Source organism: Alkalibaculum bacchi (assembly GCF_937875145.1).
In the GTDB taxonomy this organism is placed as follows: Bacteria; Bacillota; Clostridia; order Eubacteriales; family Alkalibacteraceae; genus Alkalibaculum; species Alkalibaculum bacchi_A.
Genome location: NZ_CALNCS010000112.1, coordinates 1 through 17487, shown reverse-complemented (window position 1 = coordinate 17487; position 17487 = coordinate 1). Strand labels below are relative to the sequence as shown.

General features: G+C 34.0%; 18 protein-coding genes. 5 read left to right on the top strand and 13 right to left on the bottom strand.

What is annotated here, in order from left to right:
* Nucleotides 1–30: 30 nt before the first annotated feature.
* The 3 genes from Q7P22_RS07470 to Q7P22_RS07460 all read left to right on the top strand — a co-directional run bounded on the left by Q7P22_RS07470 (nt 31) and on the right by Q7P22_RS07460 (nt 2613).
* Nucleotides 31–516 carry a helix-turn-helix domain-containing protein gene (locus Q7P22_RS07470; RefSeq protein ID WP_303862594.1) on the top strand — a complete coding sequence of 162 codons (486 nt, stop codon included), beginning with the start codon at nt 31–33 and terminating at the stop codon, nt 514–516.
* Nucleotides 517–626: 110 nt separating this feature from the next.
* On the top strand, nt 627–1052 hold the full coding sequence (locus Q7P22_RS07465) for a hypothetical protein (RefSeq protein ID WP_303862591.1): 426 nt from the start codon (nt 627–629) through the stop codon (nt 1050–1052).
* A 391-nt stretch (nt 1053–1443) separates the two neighbouring features.
* Nucleotides 1444–2613, top strand: a complete 1170-nt coding sequence (locus tag Q7P22_RS07460; protein ID WP_303862589.1) for a site-specific integrase — start codon at nt 1444–1446, stop codon at nt 2611–2613.
* Between the two features lie 72 nt (nt 2614–2685).
* Here the strand turns inward: Q7P22_RS07460 and groL are convergent, their stop codons facing one another.
* The 3 genes from groL to Q7P22_RS07445 all read right to left on the bottom strand — a co-directional run bounded on the left by groL (nt 2686) and on the right by Q7P22_RS07445 (nt 5714).
* Nucleotides 2686–4320 (bottom strand): chaperonin GroEL, encoded by a 1635-nt coding sequence (gene groL / locus Q7P22_RS07455; RefSeq protein WP_303862586.1) that lies wholly within the window; start codon nt 4318–4320, stop codon nt 2686–2688.
* Between the two features lie 26 nt (nt 4321–4346).
* Nucleotides 4347–4631 carry a co-chaperone GroES gene (groES, locus tag Q7P22_RS07450; protein WP_303862583.1) on the bottom strand — a complete coding sequence of 95 codons (285 nt, stop codon included), beginning with the start codon at nt 4629–4631 and terminating at the stop codon, nt 4347–4349.
* Between the two features lie 219 nt (nt 4632–4850).
* The gene (locus Q7P22_RS07445; RefSeq protein WP_303862580.1) at nt 4851–5714 is read right to left on the bottom strand and encodes a DNA-3-methyladenine glycosylase; all 864 of its coding nucleotides are present in this window, start codon (nt 5712–5714) and stop codon (nt 4851–4853) included.
* A gap of 131 nt (nt 5715–5845) precedes the next feature.
* Here Q7P22_RS07445 and Q7P22_RS07440 point away from each other — a divergent pair, with 131 nt between their 5' ends.
* Nucleotides 5846–6286 (top strand): hypothetical protein, encoded by a 441-nt coding sequence (locus Q7P22_RS07440; RefSeq protein WP_303862577.1) that lies wholly within the window; start codon nt 5846–5848, stop codon nt 6284–6286.
* A 115-nt stretch (nt 6287–6401) separates the two neighbouring features.
* Here the strand turns inward: Q7P22_RS07440 and Q7P22_RS07435 are convergent, their stop codons facing one another.
* From Q7P22_RS07435 to Q7P22_RS07425, 3 genes are all read right to left on the bottom strand, one after another.
* On the bottom strand, nt 6402–6977 hold the full coding sequence (locus Q7P22_RS07435; RefSeq protein ID WP_303862575.1) for an ANTAR domain-containing response regulator: 576 nt from the start codon (nt 6975–6977) through the stop codon (nt 6402–6404).
* A gap of 274 nt (nt 6978–7251) precedes the next feature.
* Entirely contained in the window at nt 7252–8574 is a 1323-nt protein-coding gene (glnA, locus tag Q7P22_RS07430; RefSeq protein WP_303862573.1) for a type I glutamate--ammonia ligase, read from the bottom strand.
* Between the two features lie 139 nt (nt 8575–8713).
* Nucleotides 8714–9358, bottom strand: a complete 645-nt coding sequence (locus Q7P22_RS07425; protein WP_303862571.1) for a redox-sensing transcriptional repressor Rex — start codon at nt 9356–9358, stop codon at nt 8714–8716.
* Nucleotides 9359–9594: 236 nt separating this feature from the next.
* Here Q7P22_RS07425 and Q7P22_RS07420 point away from each other — a divergent pair, with 236 nt between their 5' ends.
* Entirely contained in the window at nt 9595–11514 is a 1920-nt protein-coding gene (locus tag Q7P22_RS07420) for an ABC-F family ATP-binding cassette domain-containing protein (RefSeq protein ID WP_303862568.1), read from the top strand.
* Nucleotides 11515–11714: 200 nt separating this feature from the next.
* Here Q7P22_RS07420 and tsaD read toward each other — a convergent pair whose 3' ends face one another.
* From tsaD to Q7P22_RS07385, 7 genes are all read right to left on the bottom strand, one after another.
* Nucleotides 11715–12737 carry a tRNA (adenosine(37)-N6)-threonylcarbamoyltransferase complex transferase subunit TsaD gene (gene tsaD / locus Q7P22_RS07415; protein WP_303862625.1) on the bottom strand — a complete coding sequence of 341 codons (1023 nt, stop codon included), beginning with the start codon at nt 12735–12737 and terminating at the stop codon, nt 11715–11717.
* 39 nt (nt 12738–12776) lie between these two features.
* Nucleotides 12777–13472 carry a TIGR01906 family membrane protein gene (locus Q7P22_RS07410; RefSeq protein WP_303862566.1) on the bottom strand — a complete coding sequence of 232 codons (696 nt, stop codon included), beginning with the start codon at nt 13470–13472 and terminating at the stop codon, nt 12777–12779.
* The gene (gene rimI, locus Q7P22_RS07405) at nt 13466–13909 is read right to left on the bottom strand and encodes a ribosomal protein S18-alanine N-acetyltransferase (RefSeq protein ID WP_303862563.1); all 444 of its coding nucleotides are present in this window, start codon (nt 13907–13909) and stop codon (nt 13466–13468) included. The genes Q7P22_RS07410 and rimI overlap by 7 nt, the downstream gene beginning before the upstream one ends.
* Nucleotides 13906–15126 (bottom strand): CapA family protein, encoded by a 1221-nt coding sequence (locus tag Q7P22_RS07400; protein WP_303862561.1) that lies wholly within the window; start codon nt 15124–15126, stop codon nt 13906–13908. The genes rimI and Q7P22_RS07400 overlap by 4 nt, the downstream gene beginning before the upstream one ends.
* Nucleotides 15127–15155: 29 nt before the next feature.
* On the bottom strand, nt 15156–16448 hold the full coding sequence (locus tag Q7P22_RS07395) for a cell wall metabolism sensor histidine kinase WalK (RefSeq protein ID WP_303862559.1): 1293 nt from the start codon (nt 16446–16448) through the stop codon (nt 15156–15158).
* Nucleotides 16441–17115 (bottom strand): response regulator transcription factor, encoded by a 675-nt coding sequence (locus Q7P22_RS07390; RefSeq protein ID WP_303862556.1) that lies wholly within the window; start codon nt 17113–17115, stop codon nt 16441–16443. Before Q7P22_RS07390 ends, Q7P22_RS07395 begins: the two co-directional genes overlap by 8 nt.
* 173 nt (nt 17116–17288) lie before the next feature.
* Nucleotides 17289–17487, bottom strand: a 199-nt coding sequence (locus Q7P22_RS07385; protein ID WP_369695506.1) for an aminomethyltransferase beta-barrel domain-containing protein, incomplete at its 5' end; no start/stop codon positions are given.

Below are 17487 nucleotides of genomic sequence, written 5' to 3'. Positions count from 1 at the left end.
CTACACACCAATTCTGAAAGGATCATCACTATGGACAATCCAAATTGTAGCACAGAGCATCGAAAAGGGCAACATCTAACGTCAGAAGAACGACATGACATTGAAGTGCATTTGAAAGACGGGTGGTCAAAATACAAGATAGCCAAGCATTTAGGTCGCCCTTTTAACACGATCAAAAATGAAATTGCCCGTGGAACTGTCGCACTGTACCATGGCAAGGTGCACCGTTACAAAGCGGATGCAGGGCAACAAAGATACAACGAAAACCGCAGGAGCAGCACCAGAACCTATCGCTGTCTGGAAACCGCAGCATTTTTGAAATACGTGGTCAAACAGTTTAGGGAAGAAAACTGGTCGCTGGATGCTTGCTTCGGCCGAGCCCTTCTATCCGGAGAATTCAGACGACAAGAAATGGTTTGTACCAAAACACTGTACAACTATGTCGATCTGGGCCTTCTGCCCATCAAGAACATAGATCTGCTCGAAAAAGAACTTGACCGAATCTATGTTGCCTGATTGGCGACCGCCGATGTGGGATTTCTCCGTTCGGGCTTCGCCCTCTCTCCGTAATCCCACATCGTTCTACCACAAGTCATTGCTAAATTCAGAACTATTGCAACTTGCTATTGCAATTTACGAAAACTTTATGTATAGAATTATCCAGAACTTCTCGTAGTTTACCTGTTTTTAAATATATTCAAGATATAGACAAGTTACCATATACTATTGAGGATTACATAGATAAAAAAACTGATTTAGATTCCTTCCTTTCTGAAAACCTAAAACGCCAAAAGAAGTGGATAGGGAAACCTAAAACTATATCTGAAGTTCTAGCTCAAGATCTTAATTTAAGGAACCAACTGTTATCGATAGCAGTATTAGACGAGACCCAAATAAACCTAGACGAATTGAAAAGCTATTTACTTGATATTATAAATAACAACGAAGACATCTTTGATGATAAACATAGTACCGGTATAAAGAGATTAATTAAAATATATGATTTTTTAAAATATAATAAAAAAACAGAAGCTTACCCAAAGGCGACATAGCACTCATTTATGCCCAGCCACTCCTTTAAAGAAAGCTTCTTCATTTGCTACATTATACAAATTATATTAACAAAAGTCAATAAATTCATACAATAATATTATTCACATTAAACACCATAGCTATACTTATAAAATTATTATTTCTCTAAAACAGTGCTATATGAAAACTATTCATTCAGAATCTAAAAAATAGTTTAAAAAAGAGTTGACCCCTGAGACAAAGGAATCCTTGATTCATATCTCCTCCCATTCAGGAACCCAGCATTGTCCATCACGAGTTAACTCTCTATATATAATAAGTACAAAAACCAATTATGAAGATTTTAAACTTATTTTTTTTGCCTAACAAGGAACTGATGTTCTAACAAGTGTAAAAAGGAGGCATACGCATATGAAAGGAAGTATAAAAAAACGAGGTAAAACTTACACCTATGTGGTTGATTTAGGAAGAGACCCTATAACGAATAAAAGACTGCAACATACTAAAGGTGGGTTTAAGACTAAAAAAGAGTGCCAGGTAGCACTGGCCAAAATACAAACAGAATACCACGATGGCACCTATGTAAATGAATCGGAAATAACCTTAAAAGATTTTGCATCTAAGTGGTTAGAACTTTACAAAGCTACGGCCAATGTAAAAGTGAGCACAGTAAGAGTCAGGCAGCATGAGTCACAAGTTTTGGCCAATCATTTTAAAGAGGCGAAAATCAAAGATATAACCGGGACCATGTATCAAGACTTCCTGTTAAAGAGTAATGAAAAGTACGCTAAAAACACTTTATCTGGAATTCAATCTACCAGTAAGATGATATTTAAAAAAGCTATAGAACTGAAGTACATAAAAGAGGATCCAACGAAATATGCAGTACTGCCCAAGAAAATAATCACTGTAGAGGATTTGGAAAATCAGAAGGATTTACCTAAATTCTTTGAAAAAAATGAGTTAATTGATTTCTTAAACATATGTAAAAAAGACTATAATCCTCAGTCCTATATCACCTTTTTAATTCTTGCTAATACCGGAATAAGGGTAGGGGAGTTATGTGCTCTAAAATGGAAAGATATAAACTTTAAAGACGAAACTATCAAGGTATATAAGACTTATTACAACCCTACTAATAACACCAAAAAATATCAACTACTCCCACCAAAGACCCCTTCATCAAATAGAACGATCTACATTGATAGCCTACTAATAAATGAGCTAAGAAAACACAAAGTGCGGCAAAATGAAATAAGATTAAAAATACCTTCCTGGCATGATGAAGATTTCGTAATTACTAAAGTACTAAATTTCCCTGGATATCCTGAGACAACAAAGCAGCTAGGAATTACTATGGCAAGAATAGTTGAAAACAATAATCTAAAAAATCTATCACCTCATGGACTTAGACACACTCATACATCATTATTAGCCGCTGCAGGAGTTGGGCTTGAAGAAATAATGGAAAGACTTGGTCACAAAGACGATGATATAACTAGAAATATATATCTACATGTTACTGAGGATATTAAAAAAGAAGCCCCTCAAAAATTCTTAGAATTCTTGAAGGACTCCTGATGTGAACAAAATGTGAGCATCTGTAATTTTTATATTCTCTAATCCTTTGAAATCAATAGATTCTAGAGATTTTTACATCATGCCGCCCATTCCGCCCATACCACCCATTCCGGCTGGCATTGCTGGTTCATCTTTTGGTAATTCAGCTATTGCTGCTTCTGTAGTTAAGAACATAGCCGCAACAGAAGCTGCATTTTGAATTGCAGATCTTGTTACTTTTGTTGGGTCTGTAATACCTGCTTGGAACATATTTACATATACGCCTTTAGCAGCATCAAAGCCCATACCATCTTCTTTTACTCTTAAGTTTTCAACGATAACAGAGCCTTCTAATCCTGCATTTGCAGCGATTTGTCTTACTGGTTCTTCAAGAGCTCTCCTAACAATAGAAGCACCTGTTTTTTCGTCGTCTTCTAAACTGTTAATTAAATCTTCTACTTTTGAAATAGTACCTATAAATGCTGTACCACCACCGCTTACAACGCCTTCTTCAACTGCTGCTCTTGTAGCATTTAATGCGTCTTCAATTCTGTACTTGCTTTCTTTCATTTCTGTTTCAGTTGCAGCACCTACTTTGATTACTGCTACACCACCTGATAATTTAGCAAGTCTTTCTTGCAATTTTTCTCTATCGTAATCAGAATCTGTTTCTGGAATTTGTCTCTTAATTTGATTGATTCTGTCTTCTACATCATCTTTATTTCCTTGGCCTTCTACGATAATTGTGTTTTCTTTATCTACTTTAACTTGTCTAGCTCTACCTAATTGCTCTAATGTAGCAGATTTTAAATCAAATCCTAATTCATCAGAAATCACTTGACCACCTGTTAATGCTGCAATATCAGCTAACATAGCTTTTCTTCTATCGCCAAACCCTGGAGCTTTTACTGCTACGCAGTTAAATGTTCCTCTTAATTTATTTACAACTAGAGTAGCTAAAGCTTCTCCATCTACGTCTTCAGCGATGATTAATAATTTTCCGCCTGTTTGAACAATTTGTTCTAGTATTGGTAAAATTTCTTGAATATTGCTGATTTTTTTGTCTGTTATTAAAATATATGGACTGTCTAATATAGCTTCCATCTTTTCGCTTTCAGTTGCCATGTATGCAGAAAGATATCCTCTGTCAAATTGCATACCTTCTGTAAATTCTAATTCGGTACCCATACTCTTTCCTTCTTCGACAGTAATAACACCATCATTTCCTACTTTTTCCATTGCATCAGAAATTAATTTACCGATCTTTTCATCTGCTGCAGAAATAGAAGCAACTTGAGCTATACCTTCTTTGTTTTCTACTTTTTTGCTTGTTTTGTGTAATTCCGTTACAATTATTTCAACTGCCTTTTCAATACCTCTTTTTAATCCCATTGGATTTGCGCCAGCAGCTAAATTTTTCATACCTTCTCTAATGATTGCTTGAGCTAATAATGTTGCAGTAGTTGTACCATCACCAGCTACATCATTGGTTTTTGTAGCTACTTCTTTTACTAATTGTGCACCCATATTTTCATAAGGGTCTTCTAATTCGATTTCTTTTGCAATTGTAACACCATCATTTGTGATAATTGGAGAGCCAAAGCTTCTTGATAATACAACATTTCTTCCCTTTGGTCCTAAAGTAACCTTTACAGTATCCGCTAATTTATTAACACCTTCAACTAATGATGCTCTTGCATCTGAAGAAAATTTAATTTCTTTTGCCATTTTTATTCCTCCTCTTATTTTACTTCTTATTCAACTATTGCTAGAATATCGTTTTGTCTTACGATCAAATAATCTTCTCCGTCAATTTTAACTTCTGTTCCTGAGTATTTAGAATAAATTATTGTATCTCCTACTTTAACTTCTAATTCTATTTTTTTACCGTCTACTAATTCACCACTGCCTACTGCTACTACTTGAGCTTCTTGAGGTTTTTCCTTTGCACTACCTGGCAAAACAATGCCACTTGCAGTTGTTGCTTCTTCTTCTTTTACTTTAATTACAACTCTGTCACCTAATGGTTTAAGTTTCATATAATAACCCTCCTCATATTTTATCCGATTGATTGTTAGCACTCATTATTGTCGAGTGCTAATCGACACATATAATGATACAAAATAAGTTCTTAAAAGTCAACTATATTTTGGCATTTTTATTTTAGTTCTATTCGATTTTTTATATTTTCTTCTAACAATTATGAAACAGTAGCTTGCCCAAAATGCAGGGCGATTGGTTACAAGCTATGGCTCAACTTAGAACTCATTTCTTGCATAGTAGAATAGGTACTGTTGTGCAAAACCTGCGTTATCCTTCCACATATCTTGTGCGAATTTTTGAATTTCTTTAGGTGTAGATTCTCTTTTAAAGTATACTTTTTCTGTTATCTTTCGGATCCATACATCTATGGGGTAGCAGTTGTACTTTCTCATAGAAAACAGCAGAATGCAGTCTGCTACTTTAGGTCCAATCCCTTTAATTTTAAGGAGTTCTTTTCTGGCCTCTTCTGTTTCTAAATTCTTAAGGTTATATAAATCTACTTGACCTTCATTGACCTTTTGTACCGCGTCAATAATATACTTAGCTCGATAGCCGCTTTTAATTTCCTCTAAATCCTTTTCTGTAATCCCTTGTAAACTTTCTAGTGTAGGAAAGGCATAATACTCTTCTCCTTTGTAGCTGATCTTTTGACCAAAAAGTTTACTGAAACTTTCTAGTATTTTTTTTATTCGAGGAATATTGTTGTTAGCCGAAATAATAAAGGAGATTAGAGTTTCCCACTCATCCTGGCACAGAATCCGAATGCCCTTACCATATTCTGTAGCAGCTTTCATTACCTTCTCCTTTGATATCTCTTCAATTAATTCTTCATAATTTCTATTTAGATCAAAATAATCTACCCATATATCTTTAAAATCTTTTTCATCCGTATTATAAAAAGAAATTTCCTGTCCCTCTTGATACATTTCTAATACTTTGTCTTTCACTAGACCTATATAGTGCCCTTGTCCTACCTTATTCCAACGGAAACATTGTCCACATTCAAAAGTCTGCTTTAAGTCAAAGTACGCTGTTTGAAGAATTATTTGATTTTTGTGTATAGATGTTTCTTTTAACATACGTGCACCTCGTGTGATTATCATATCTATGATGGAATAATTAATATTACCATAATTCTATAATATTTGATACAATACTATTACGATCTAAAAGAGTCTCTCTTAAAACAATACCTATAGAGGAGTTTATTATGTTTAAAGAAGAAAATTACAAGACTATTATCTATGCCATTTTAGGTTTTATCTTATTTATTATTTTATTATTTGCTAATATAGCTGAATTTCTTACGTATTTTTTGATCACCGATTCTTTTACTTTTTTAGAACTGCCCATAAAAAATGCTAGTGTAATAGAATTTATCATTTTTACTATACTATCTACCTTAATCTCTTTGTTTAGCATTGCTCTCATGCGAGTGAAAAAATACAATGCAAATATAGCCTATGCTTTATGCCTTATATTCATTATTATAAGCGCTCTAAAACTCATCTTTTATTTTCCTAGTATTACCTTAAATAAAGAGCATTTCTTTTTCCTACTAAAGCAATACGTCCCCTTAGTAACCAATACTGTAACGATTTTCTTTGGCGCTATGCAGATATCGGAAATCAAATATGATAAATATAAATAAACCAACGCAAATCGTTGGTTTATTTATATTTATCCTTTAGACCCTAGTCACTAGCACTATGGCTATCTTAAATGCCTAAATAAGGTCCATAAGAAAATCCCCAAATTCTAGTAAACTAACGACTAGAATCTAGAGACTTAATGATGGCTTCTGCTATTTTTTCCATAGACACGCCTTTATTCATGCTGATCTTTCTTATGTACGTGTATGCGTCCTCTTCTGTACATGACTTTTTTTCTATAAGAATGCTTTTCGCTTTTTCTATTATTTTTCGCTCGGCTAGTTGTTTTCGGAGTTTTTCGTTTTCTCGGTCTAGTAATAGCATCCTTTCTCCATTAATTATAGCGCCTTTTACGATATTTAATAATTCTACTTGGTTCATAGGTAAATGCACAGATCCGTATATCCAACCTTTTTCAATCCAATCTATGTAATCATTCCTAAAATCATTTGCTACGATTAAGACCGGGCATATTTTTTCAGTATAAATAATATTTACTACATCAATAGCTCTCAAACCACGGAGTTCTTCATCTACTATGACCAAATCAATATGCCTAGTATGGGCAAGGCGAATCAAACTATTTCCATCTTCGCAAATCAATACATTATAGCCGGATTTTTTAAAGCCTAACTGAATATGAGCTTCAATCTTTTTATTGTTAATACACAGTATTAGACTTTTTAGCATACGTTCCTCCCCCATATCGTTATATTTAATTTAGTTAAGCAGAGTAGCTTTTTAAGTAATTAAAGCATGAAGCGTCCCAGCGTCTTTGGTCTAAGCTCTACGTAAAACCTTTAGGTCACTAATAGTGGCTATTATCTTTGATTATTTGTATCGGACTACAATCTTTTTAAAACAAAAACTCTCTTGACATGCAAAAAAGCGCCTTTGGCGCATTAAACGATTGTTTAACCATAGTTTAACTATTGCTTAACAATCGTCAAACTATGGTTCTTTACTAAATACTGGTCAAGTATTGGTCTAATTCCCACTTTGATACTTGTGTTCTATAGTCATCCCACTCATGTAATTTACCTCTGATATATTTTACCCTTGCGTGCTCACCTAATGTTTCCATCAATAATTCATCTTCTCTCAATGCTTCTATTGCTTCTAATAAAGTACCTGGCAATACGCCGATTTCTTTTTCTACTTTTTCAATTTCCGTCATATCATACACATTTTCCGAAACAGGTTCAGGTGGCATTAGTTTTTGTTCAATCCCTGATAGGCCAGCCGCCAAATTGCCTGCTAATGCTAAATATGGATTTGCTGAAGGATCCGGATTTCGGAGTTCTACCCTGGTAGATAATCCTCTTTTTGCAGGAATTCGAATCAAAGGACTTCTATTTTTAGGAGACCAAGCAATATTAACAGGAGCTTCATAACCTGGAACTAATCTCTTATAGGAGTTTACAGTTGGATTTGTAAGGGCGGCCAAACCTCTTGCATGTTTTATTAATCCAGCAATATAGTGCATTGCTGTATCGCTTAATTGGTATTCTCCATTTGGGTCATCAAATGCATTTTTTTCACCGTTAAATAAAGATTGATTGATATGCATGCCAGAGCCTGCAATGCCATAAATAGGTTTTGGCATAAATGTGGCATGAAGACCATGTCTTTGAGCAATTATTCGAACGACCATTTTAAAAGTCATAATATTATCTGCTGCTTTTAGAGCATCTGAATACTTAAAATCAATTTCGTGTTGGCCTGGAGCGCATTCATGATGAGATGCCTCAATTTCAAAACCCATCTCTTTTAGGGTAAGTACCATATCACGTCTTGCACTTTCTCCTAAGTCTACAGGAGCTAAATCAAAGTATCCTGCATCGTCATTTGTCTTTAATGTGGGCGTCCCATCTTCTCCTATTTCAAACAAGAAGAATTCACATTCAGGACCTACATTCATAGTATATCCCATGTCTAGTGCTTTTTTAATTATTTTCTTCAAAATATTCCGTGGACACCCTGCAAAAGGAGTATTATCTGGATTGTAAATATCACAAATCAATCTTGCTTCTCGTGCAGTTTGAGGCTTCCATGGAAATACGACGAATGTATCTAAATCTGGTTTTAAATACATATCAGATTCTTCGATTCTTACAAATCCGTCAATAGAAGACCCATCAAACATGATTTCCCCATCTAGAGCCTTATCTAATTGCTCTATGGTAATGGATAAATTTTTCATAATTCCTCTTAAATCTGTAAATTGTAAATGTATAAATTCTACGCCCAATTCTTTTGCCTTTTGCATAACTTCTTCTTTTGTCATTCTAAATCCTCCCTATTGATATTCATTTATTATAACAAAAAACGTCTACAATATGAGTAAGAAATACTCAATTTATAGACGTCATTGTCGTTTATATTTACTTGTGTTTATTATATTTAGTTCTCTTTATTTTGTCAATTTAAATATCTAAATTATCTTCATTCATTAGATAAGTCAAGGTATATAAACTTTCGTTGATTGAAACATTCTCAATAATAATATTGTCTGGAACATTGACATCATTTGGTGCAAAATTCCAAAGAGCTCTGATATTGGCGTGAACAAGAATATCTGCGATTTCTTGACTAGATGATTTTGGTACACATATAATTCCAATATCAACACCATTATCTCTTACAAAGTCTTCTAGCTCCAATATATCATGTATCTTAATTTCCCTAATAGTATTGCCTACTAATCTTGGATTAACATCAAACATCGCTAGAAGCTTAAAACCTTCTCTTCGAAATCCTTCGTAATTGCTTATGGCTTGACCTAGATTACCAGCACCTATAATTACGGTTTTGTATTCTCTATTTAAGCCTAAGATGCTTCCTATTTCCTTATATAAATCATTGACATTATAGCCATAACCTTGTTGCCCGAAACCTCCAAAACAATTTAAATCTTGGCGTATTTGAGATGCAGTCAATCCCATAATCTTACCTAATTCTTTAGAAGATATTCTGTTTACATCATTTTCTAACAATTCACCTAAGTACCTATGATATTTGGGCAATCTTCGCACTACGGCCATAGACACCTTTATTGAATTTCTTTGCATATCGTTACTCCTTCCAGATAAACCCATCAAACAAATCTAGTCAACCTATTATAGCAAACTTGATATTATAGTGTCAAATAGAGTTTATTTCTCGTCTTTAATCTGTTAAAATGAATTATTCCTATTATTCACGCCAATATCTTATTTGAAGCCTTTATTAAGTACAAAATGTCTTATTCGACATACAAATAAACTAAAAATCAATTTTCATATAACATAAGTTAGGAGGATGAAAATTGCTCACTTGTAATAATATCACTAAAAGTTACGGAATAGATCTTATACTAAACAATGTATCCTTTAAAGTGGATAAAAACGATCGCATTGGCATTGTAGGTAAAAATGGTGCCGGTAAATCGACGTTATTTAAAATTATTACCAACAATTTATACTTTGATTCAGGGGAAATAAATATAAGTAAAGATACCTCTATTGGCTATTTGTCGCAAGAATTAAATTTAAATGAAGACATAAGGATTTACGATGAGCTATTATCTGTCTTTCAAGTTTGTATTGATCTTGAAGATGAAATATATAAATATCAGGAGCTCATGAGCCAAAATGTTGATTTAGACAATACCATGGATAAATACTCTAAGCTCGTAGAAGAGTTTGAAACCTTAGGAGGCTATGAGTATCGAAGTCACATACGAGGAGTTGCTAGTGGCCTAGGCTTTAGCGAAGAAGGATTAGATAAGAAAATTGGCGAATTAAGTGGAGGGCAAAAGACCCGCGTCGCCTTAGGAAAATTATTGCTTTCAAAACCTCAGCTTTTCTTGTTGGATGAACCTACAAATTATCTAGATGTAACTGCCATCCAATGGTTGGAAAATTATTTACAATCCTATGATGGTGGCCTCATGATTATTTCCCATGACAGGTATTTTTTGGATGCAGTTGTAAACAAAATATTTGAAATTGAAAATCACAAGCTCAACGAGTACAATGGCAATTATTCCAATTATGTGATGAGAAAAAAGGAAAGTTTAGATGTTCAAATGCATCATTATGAACTGCAACAAAAGGAAATTCAGCGCCAAGAAGAAATTATCGATCGCTTTCGGCAGTTTAATCGAGAGAAGAGCATTAGAAAAGCAGAAAGTCGAGAGAAAATGCTAGACAAAATCGAGCGAATTGAAAAACCTATCGTCTTTCAAAAGAAAGCTCGCATTCGCTTTGAACCACAAATTAAGAGTGGAAAAACGGTCTTAGAGGTCATCAATTTAAAGAAGTCCTTTTCTGAAAATACTCTCTTTCAAAATATTGACTTTACTATTTTTCGAGGAGAAAAGGTCGGCATTGTAGGAGCTAATGGCACTGGAAAAACGACCTTGCTTAATATTATTGCGAAAAATCTATCTCAAGATCGAGGAGAAATTATTCTTGGTCACAATGTAAATGTAGAAATGTATCATCAAGAACATCAAGGTTTAAATCCTAATAATAGCATCCTCTCTGAAGTATGGACATCAAAACCTGCTGCAAATGAAGGAGAAATACGAAACTTTTTAGGTGCTTTTATGTTTACAGGAGAGGATGTCTTTAAAGCCGTAGGATCTTTATCTGGTGGAGAAACAAGCAGAGTTTCTCTTGCAAAGCTGATGTTATCAAAATCTAATTTGTTACTCATGGACGAACCTACTAATCACCTTGATATGGAGACAAAAGATATTTTAGAAGAAGCTTTAATCCATTATACAGGAACAGTACTACTTATTTCTCACGATCGATATTTTTTAAATAGAGTAGTAGATAAGCTTCTCGTACTTGAGAACAATGGTATTTTTATGTACAATGGCAACTACGATTATTATCAAAATAAGGTCAATGATGCCAAACTCTTAGAAGAACTAGAAAATCAAGGACCATCTATGACGAAGACTCAGATGAATAATATGAAAAAATTAGAGAACAGTCAAAAGCAGAAATTAAAAACTCTTAAAAAGGAAATAGGCACCTTAGAGACGAAGGTCAACGAATTAGAAGACCAAATCAAAGAATTTGAGTTTCTCATGTGCAAAGAAGATTTCTACGATGACTATGATAAAGCTAATAGCATTACAGAAGAGTATAACACTGCAAAAGAGGTTTTAGATGCAACTTTAGAAGAGTGGACTGAAAAACAAATAGAGCTAGAGCTTTTTAACAATAGCTGAGCGATGGTTGAACTATTGTTAAACAATTGTCTAACTATTGTTAAAAATAATACAAAATTTACAAAAAATATAGGAGATTTTATCGAAAGAAAATCTCCTATATCTTTTTGAATAAACCTACACTACACAACCTAAATTTTCTACTTAAACAATCGTTTAACTACTGTTTAACCATCGCTCAACAACTGTTCAACTATTGTTCAACCATCCTTCAACGATAAATTCGCCACAGCATTTAAATCAAAAGCAGAAAACTCTCCTTTTATATACTTATAATACCCTGCACTTGCAATCATGGCTGCATTATCACTGCATAAATCTGGTTCTGGAAAGTGGATGAATAGCCCTTTGTCTAAAGCCATCTTTTCTAAAGTGTTTCGAAGCAAGCTGTTCCTTGCCACACCCCCAGACAAACATATGATAGACATATTATTTACTAAAGCTGCTTTCATGGTTTTATATGCTAATACATCTATTACGGATTTTTGAAAACTAGCTGCTACATCATTAACATGGACTTCAATATCCTTCATTTTACAGCTATTTAAGTAATTCAAAACAGATGATTTTAAACCACTAAAGCTAAAATCATAACTGTCTTCCTCTAAATAAGCTCGAGGAAAATTTACAGCTTCAGGGTTTCCTAATTTAGCTGCCTTATCGATTGCAGGACCACCAGGATAACCTAGCCCAAGGGAGCGAGATATTTTATCAAAAGCTTCTCCCGCTGCATCATCTCGAGTTTGGCCTAAGACTTCATATACACCATAATCTCTTACGATGACAATATTCGTATGCCCACCTGAAGCTACTAATGTAATAAACGGAGGCTTCACTTTTTCATTGTCGATATAATTTGCACTAATATGCCCCTCCATATGATTTATACCAATAAAAGGCTTATTTAAGCTAAAAGCAACGGCTTTTGCATAGGATAAACCTACTAATAAGCTTCCAATTAAGCCTGGTCCGTAAGTTACGGCTACGCCATCTACATCTTCTATCAATATATGACTTTCTCTTAAAGCCTTTTCTACAATAAGATCTATTTTCTTTATATGATTTCGAGAGGCTATTTCTGGCACGACACCTCCATAAGCTTTATGAATATCGATTTGAGAGTAGATTATATTAGAGCAACACTCTCTACCATTTTTAACAATGGCTGCAGAAGTCTCATCACAAGAAGACTCTATTCCTAAAATGATTATATCCTTATCTATTGTTCTTTCCTTCTTTCTTTAAATTCTTCTAGTACTTTCTTACCTCTTATAAATAAACTTTAGATTTTGATTTCTATTCATTTTACGCTCCATAAGAGAGCCTAGCACTCCTATAGATAAAAGGAGAGCTAAACTTGTACCTAATATAAGTGTTGCAATACTCATAAAAAAGTGAATATCAACCATATTGATGAGTACACTTTCCATTGGATCTAAAATCCAATAATCATTTGTAAAGAATATTTTATGAAAAACAACAAAATACTTATTAAAATCTTGACTTGTTATAATTGCTAGGAGTCCTCCCACTACAATGAAGGTTATTGCGCTGTATTTCATGGCTTTGTATAATTTTCTTTTGTCCTTTTTATAGAAGTATATCCCACATATCACAATAAGAAGACCACAAACATTTCGTAAGATAATACCAATATGAAATAGATCCTTTACGTCCTCCATATGAACAATTTCTCTTTCTTTAAAGACAATCTGTTCTCGGCCGTCTATAACGCCCTTTATAGCAAAATCTTGCCTGTCACGTAGCAAGAAGTCTTGTATTTCATCTGTTATCTTCATTAAATCATCAATCTCAATATTGGTAGTCTTTACAACTCCATTTTCTACATATTGATCCCTAAAAAACCCATCCCACATGACTACAAATTGCACTGTCATCAAGAGAACAAATATGGGAATGGCTATGATTAAGAGAATAAAACCCATCCTTTTTAACATTTTTTCCTCCACATAATAATGGCATCTTCTTGATTATCTTCATAATATCTTGGGCGAATTCCGTATTCTTCAAAATTAAATTTTTTATACAATTGCAAAGCAGCTTTATTGCTTTTTCTTACCTCTAAGGTCATTTTGTAAATATGATGTTCTTCTGCTTCTTTAATCATATAAGACAGGATATGACTACCTAAACCCTGTTTTTGATAATTTGGATCAATTGCAATATTGGTAATATGGGCTTCATCTAAGATAAACCACATGCCTCCATAACCTGCAATCTTCCCAGAAGATCTTATAACTGCGTATTTGGCTAAAGAGTTTTCTAACTCTTCCAAAAACATGTTCTCTGTCCACGGAATAGAAAAACACCTTTCTTCAAGAGCCAAAAGCTCTTTAATTTGATTTTCCTTCATCTCTAAAATGTCTATGATCATTTATTTGCTCCAATTTCCCCATACAATTCCATCTTTCCCATGGTATTCTCATAGGATGCTTGTAGTTTAGCTTTCGTATAATCATTATAATCCCCTTTAAGAGCATCTCTTACAGGAAGCACTTCATAATGAAAATTTCCATTAGATCCTGTTCGATTTACCCAAGTGGGTATGTAGTTCACTCCTACTATTCTCTTATCACCAGATATAAAGTCCTTTTCTAAAGCTAATTCTACAATGACTCCATCTTCTGTATGTGTGCTATTTGCAATAGAGCCTAAGGTCTCTCGCCTTTGATTTGAGATAAAATTACCCATAGAGTATATGACGTATTTTGCCTCCCCATCCACATAAACGATATCAGACTCTTGTATAACGTGTGGATGACTTCCTAAAATAATATCTGCCCCCCACTGAAACATGCTATTTGCTAATTCCTTTTGTTCGGAAGAGGGTTTTAATTGGTATTCATTTCCCCAGTGAATAAACACGATAGTAAAGTCTGCTCCATTTTCCTTGGATTTTTTAATATCGCCTTTTATTTTTTCTTTATCTATGAGATTAACCATATACTCCCTGTCTTGTGATGAAAGCAAACTTTCCATACCATTCAAACCGTAAGTATAGCTTAAAACAGCTATTTTTATATTCTCTACTTCTGCAGTATATATATTCTCTCCTGGCTCTTTATAAGTCCCTACACTGACCATATTGTTTTCTGCAATTTTATCGATGGTTCGGACTACTCCATTTTTCCCTTTGTCTAATGCGTGATTATTGGCAGTAGCTAGTACATCATATCCTATTTTGCTTAAAGTCTCTAAACTTTCATCAGGAGCATTAAATACGGGATATCCAGAAGGTGTTCCACCTGCTGTGGTCGATTCAAAATTGCCTAGTGCTAAATCCGCACTTTCAATGTACTTCTTTATATGTCGAAAGTTTGGTTCAAAGTCATACTTTCCACTCTTATATGCACCCTCAATCTGAGGACCGTGAAACATAATATCTCCATTTGCTCTTAAGGTAATCCTCTCTACTTTCCCTTCATAGTTTCCAGTGGGATAGGAAAAAACTTCTCTTACTAAATCTTCTTGAGGAGTGCTAATCGATAACTGCATTTTCTCGCCATCTGAACTATTTATGAAATTGGGCAAAGTTACAATCCCTACTACAACGACAAGCACTATTAGGATACGCTTGAATTTTTTTTCCATAACTTCTCCTTTCTACCTCTATTTATTCATTACTTATTTTTCGAAGTAAAACCGATGATAAATTCGCTTCCTTCGTTTAATTTACTTTTAATCTCTAGGGTAGCTTTATGCTCATCAATAATCCATTTAGCAATGCTTAGACCTAAGCCCACCCCACCTTGCTCTCTAGAACGGACTTTATCTACTCTATAAAAACGTTGAAAGATCTTGTTTTTGTCCTCTTCCTCAATGCCTATACCTGTGTCTTTAACGCTAATATAGGCTTTATCTGAAGTGGTCATTAAACTAACCTTTACTTGTCCACCTTTCGGAGTATATTTAATAGCATTATCAATAAGTATAACAAAAAGTTGCTCTAGTCCATTCTGATCGCCCTTTACGAGAACATCATCAGCAATAATGCTTTGCAAAAGAATATCTTTTTCTCTTGCTAAAACCGACATCTTTTTACACACATTCTCTACAATAAGAGATAATACTACTATTTGCATATTAGCACTAATCTGCTTATTATCCATTTGGGCTAAGGTTAACAAATTTTGCACCAATTTCGCCATAACATCTGTTTCCGTATAGATATTATCAAACCATTTTTTATTTTCTGCAATCGTTTCTTCTTCCTTTAAGGATAATACTTCAAGATTCGATTTGATAATGGTTAAAGGAGTTCTAAGCTCATGAGAGGCATCTGCCACAAACTCTTTTTGCCTTTCATAAGATTGCTTTACAGGCTCAAGAGACCTTTTTGCAAGAAATGAGCTTATAATAATCAATACAATCACGCTACAAAGTCCAATAGTAACAATGATAAAAAAGAGCTGATTAAGGATAAAATGGTCTATTTCACTAGACTGATAAACTTGAATAACACCGCCTATGCCATTTGGCAAGGTATAATACTGAGTGTATATTCGATAATTGACATTGCTTACCTTCATCTTTTCAAATTCTGTAGATTGATTTTCATATACTTCTCTCGATTGCTCAAATAATTCTTTGATTAAATCTTGGTCTACATAATTTAAAGAAGACAATCTTCCATTATTGTCCCATACGATATAGTGAACATCTAAAGAATTTCTGAGAACATTCTTATTAGAGGAGTCTTCTTCCATATAATCCTCTATAATAATAAAATCAAAAGTTCCAAGTTCTTGGCTTCGCCTTATGATTTGATTTGCTTTATCCCTCAAGGTCACCTTTGAAGATTGACCTAATGCATAAGAAAAGATACTTACAATGGAATAAGAAAAGACGAGTAAAAAACATATTAAAATTAATGCATTTGTAAGAGTTAGTTTTCTGTAAAGTTGTTTAAACATTTTTTACCCTTAGGGTATATCCCACACCTCGAACAGTATCAATACTGATATTAGTGTGTTTTAATTTTTTTCTGAGATTGTGTATATATATTTCAATATTGTTTTCATTTACTTCACTATCTAGACCCCAGACTCGGTCTAGAATTTGCTCTCTAGTAAAAACTTGTTCCGGGCGTTTAATAAGCATTTCAAAGAGCATTGCCTCTTTATACGTTATTTTCTCAGGTTTTCCATCAATTTTCATCGTGTAACTATTCAAATCAAACTCAAGGGTATCTAGTTTAATGGTATCTTCTATATAGTCTTTATCTACTCTTCTGCCCAGTGCCCGCATTCTCGCAAAGAGTTCCTTGGCTACGAAAGGCTTGACTACATAATCATCTGCACCAGTATCTAATCCCTTTACAATATCATCTGTAGCATCTTTTGCTGTCAACAAAAGAACAGGAGTATTGTTACCATCTGCTCGAAGTTCAGATAAAATCTCCAAACCGCTTTTATAGGGGAGCATAATATCAAGAACAATCACATCATACAAGCTAGACTTTGCATATAGCAATCCTTCTTCCCCATCATTTGCAATATCGCATTCAATATTCTGAATTTTACACATCTCTTCTAAGGCATCCGTAACCTTTTTTTCATCTTCAACGAAAAGAACCTTCATATAACCTCACCTTTAGATTCAATTATTCTATTATCTCATTATACCACTACAATCTTTATTATATATTAATTTTTTACACATTGAAAAACCGCGATATCACGCATCGCGGTTTTTCAGTTCTACGTTCTATGTCTCTATATCACCGAAGGCGGCTACAAGCTTTTACATACAACTTAGAACTTAATCTCATCAATGGTGGCTCCACCTAAACACTCTTCGCCATTGTACAGTACTACTTCCTGACCTGGTGTAACAGCCTTTTGTTTTTCGTGAAAAATCACTTTTATCTTGTTTTCTTCTAAAACTTCTACATCAACGCCTTGGTCACTTTGTCTGTATCTAAATTTAGCTGTACAGCTAAAGCTTTTAGCA

Bases quoted from the DNA above. Each gene is read 5' to 3' on its own strand.
- Q7P22_RS07460 (WP_303862589.1), top strand. From the start codon at position 1,444: ATGAAAGGAAGTATAAAAAAACGAGGTAAAACTTACACCTATGTGGTT.
- Q7P22_RS07440 (WP_303862577.1), top strand. From the start codon at position 5,846: ATGTTTAAAGAAGAAAATTACAAGACTATTATCTATGCCATTTTAGGT.
- Q7P22_RS07400 (WP_303862561.1), bottom strand. From the start codon at position 15,126: ATGGAAAAAAAATTCAAGCGTATCCTAATAGTGCTTGTCGTTGTAGTA.
- groL (WP_303862586.1), bottom strand. From the start codon at position 4,320: ATGGCAAAAGAAATTAAATTTTCTTCAGATGCAAGAGCATCATTAGTT.
- glnA (WP_303862573.1), bottom strand. From the start codon at position 8,574: ATGACAAAAGAAGAAGTTATGCAAAAGGCAAAAGAATTGGGCGTAGAA.
- rimI (WP_303862563.1), bottom strand. From the start codon at position 13,909: ATGATCATAGACATTTTAGAGATGAAGGAAAATCAAATTAAAGAGCTT.
- Q7P22_RS07445 (WP_303862580.1), bottom strand. From the start codon at position 5,714: ATGTTAAAAGAAACATCTATACACAAAAATCAAATAATTCTTCAAACA.
- Q7P22_RS07395 (WP_303862559.1), bottom strand. From the start codon at position 16,448: ATGTTTAAACAACTTTACAGAAAACTAACTCTTACAAATGCATTAATT.
- Q7P22_RS07425 (WP_303862571.1), bottom strand. From the start codon at position 9,358: ATGCAAAGAAATTCAATAAAGGTGTCTATGGCCGTAGTGCGAAGATTG.
- groES (WP_303862583.1), bottom strand. From the start codon at position 4,631: ATGAAACTTAAACCATTAGGTGACAGAGTTGTAATTAAAGTAAAAGAA.
- Q7P22_RS07410 (WP_303862566.1), bottom strand. From the start codon at position 13,472: ATGTTAAAAAGGATGGGTTTTATTCTCTTAATCATAGCCATTCCCATA.
- Q7P22_RS07435 (WP_303862575.1), bottom strand. From the start codon at position 6,977: ATGCTAAAAAGTCTAATACTGTGTATTAACAATAAAAAGATTGAAGCT.
- Q7P22_RS07470 (WP_303862594.1), top strand. From the start codon at position 31: ATGGACAATCCAAATTGTAGCACAGAGCATCGAAAAGGGCAACATCTA.
- Q7P22_RS07390 (WP_303862556.1), bottom strand. From the start codon at position 17,115: ATGAAGGTTCTTTTCGTTGAAGATGAAAAAAAGGTTACGGATGCCTTA.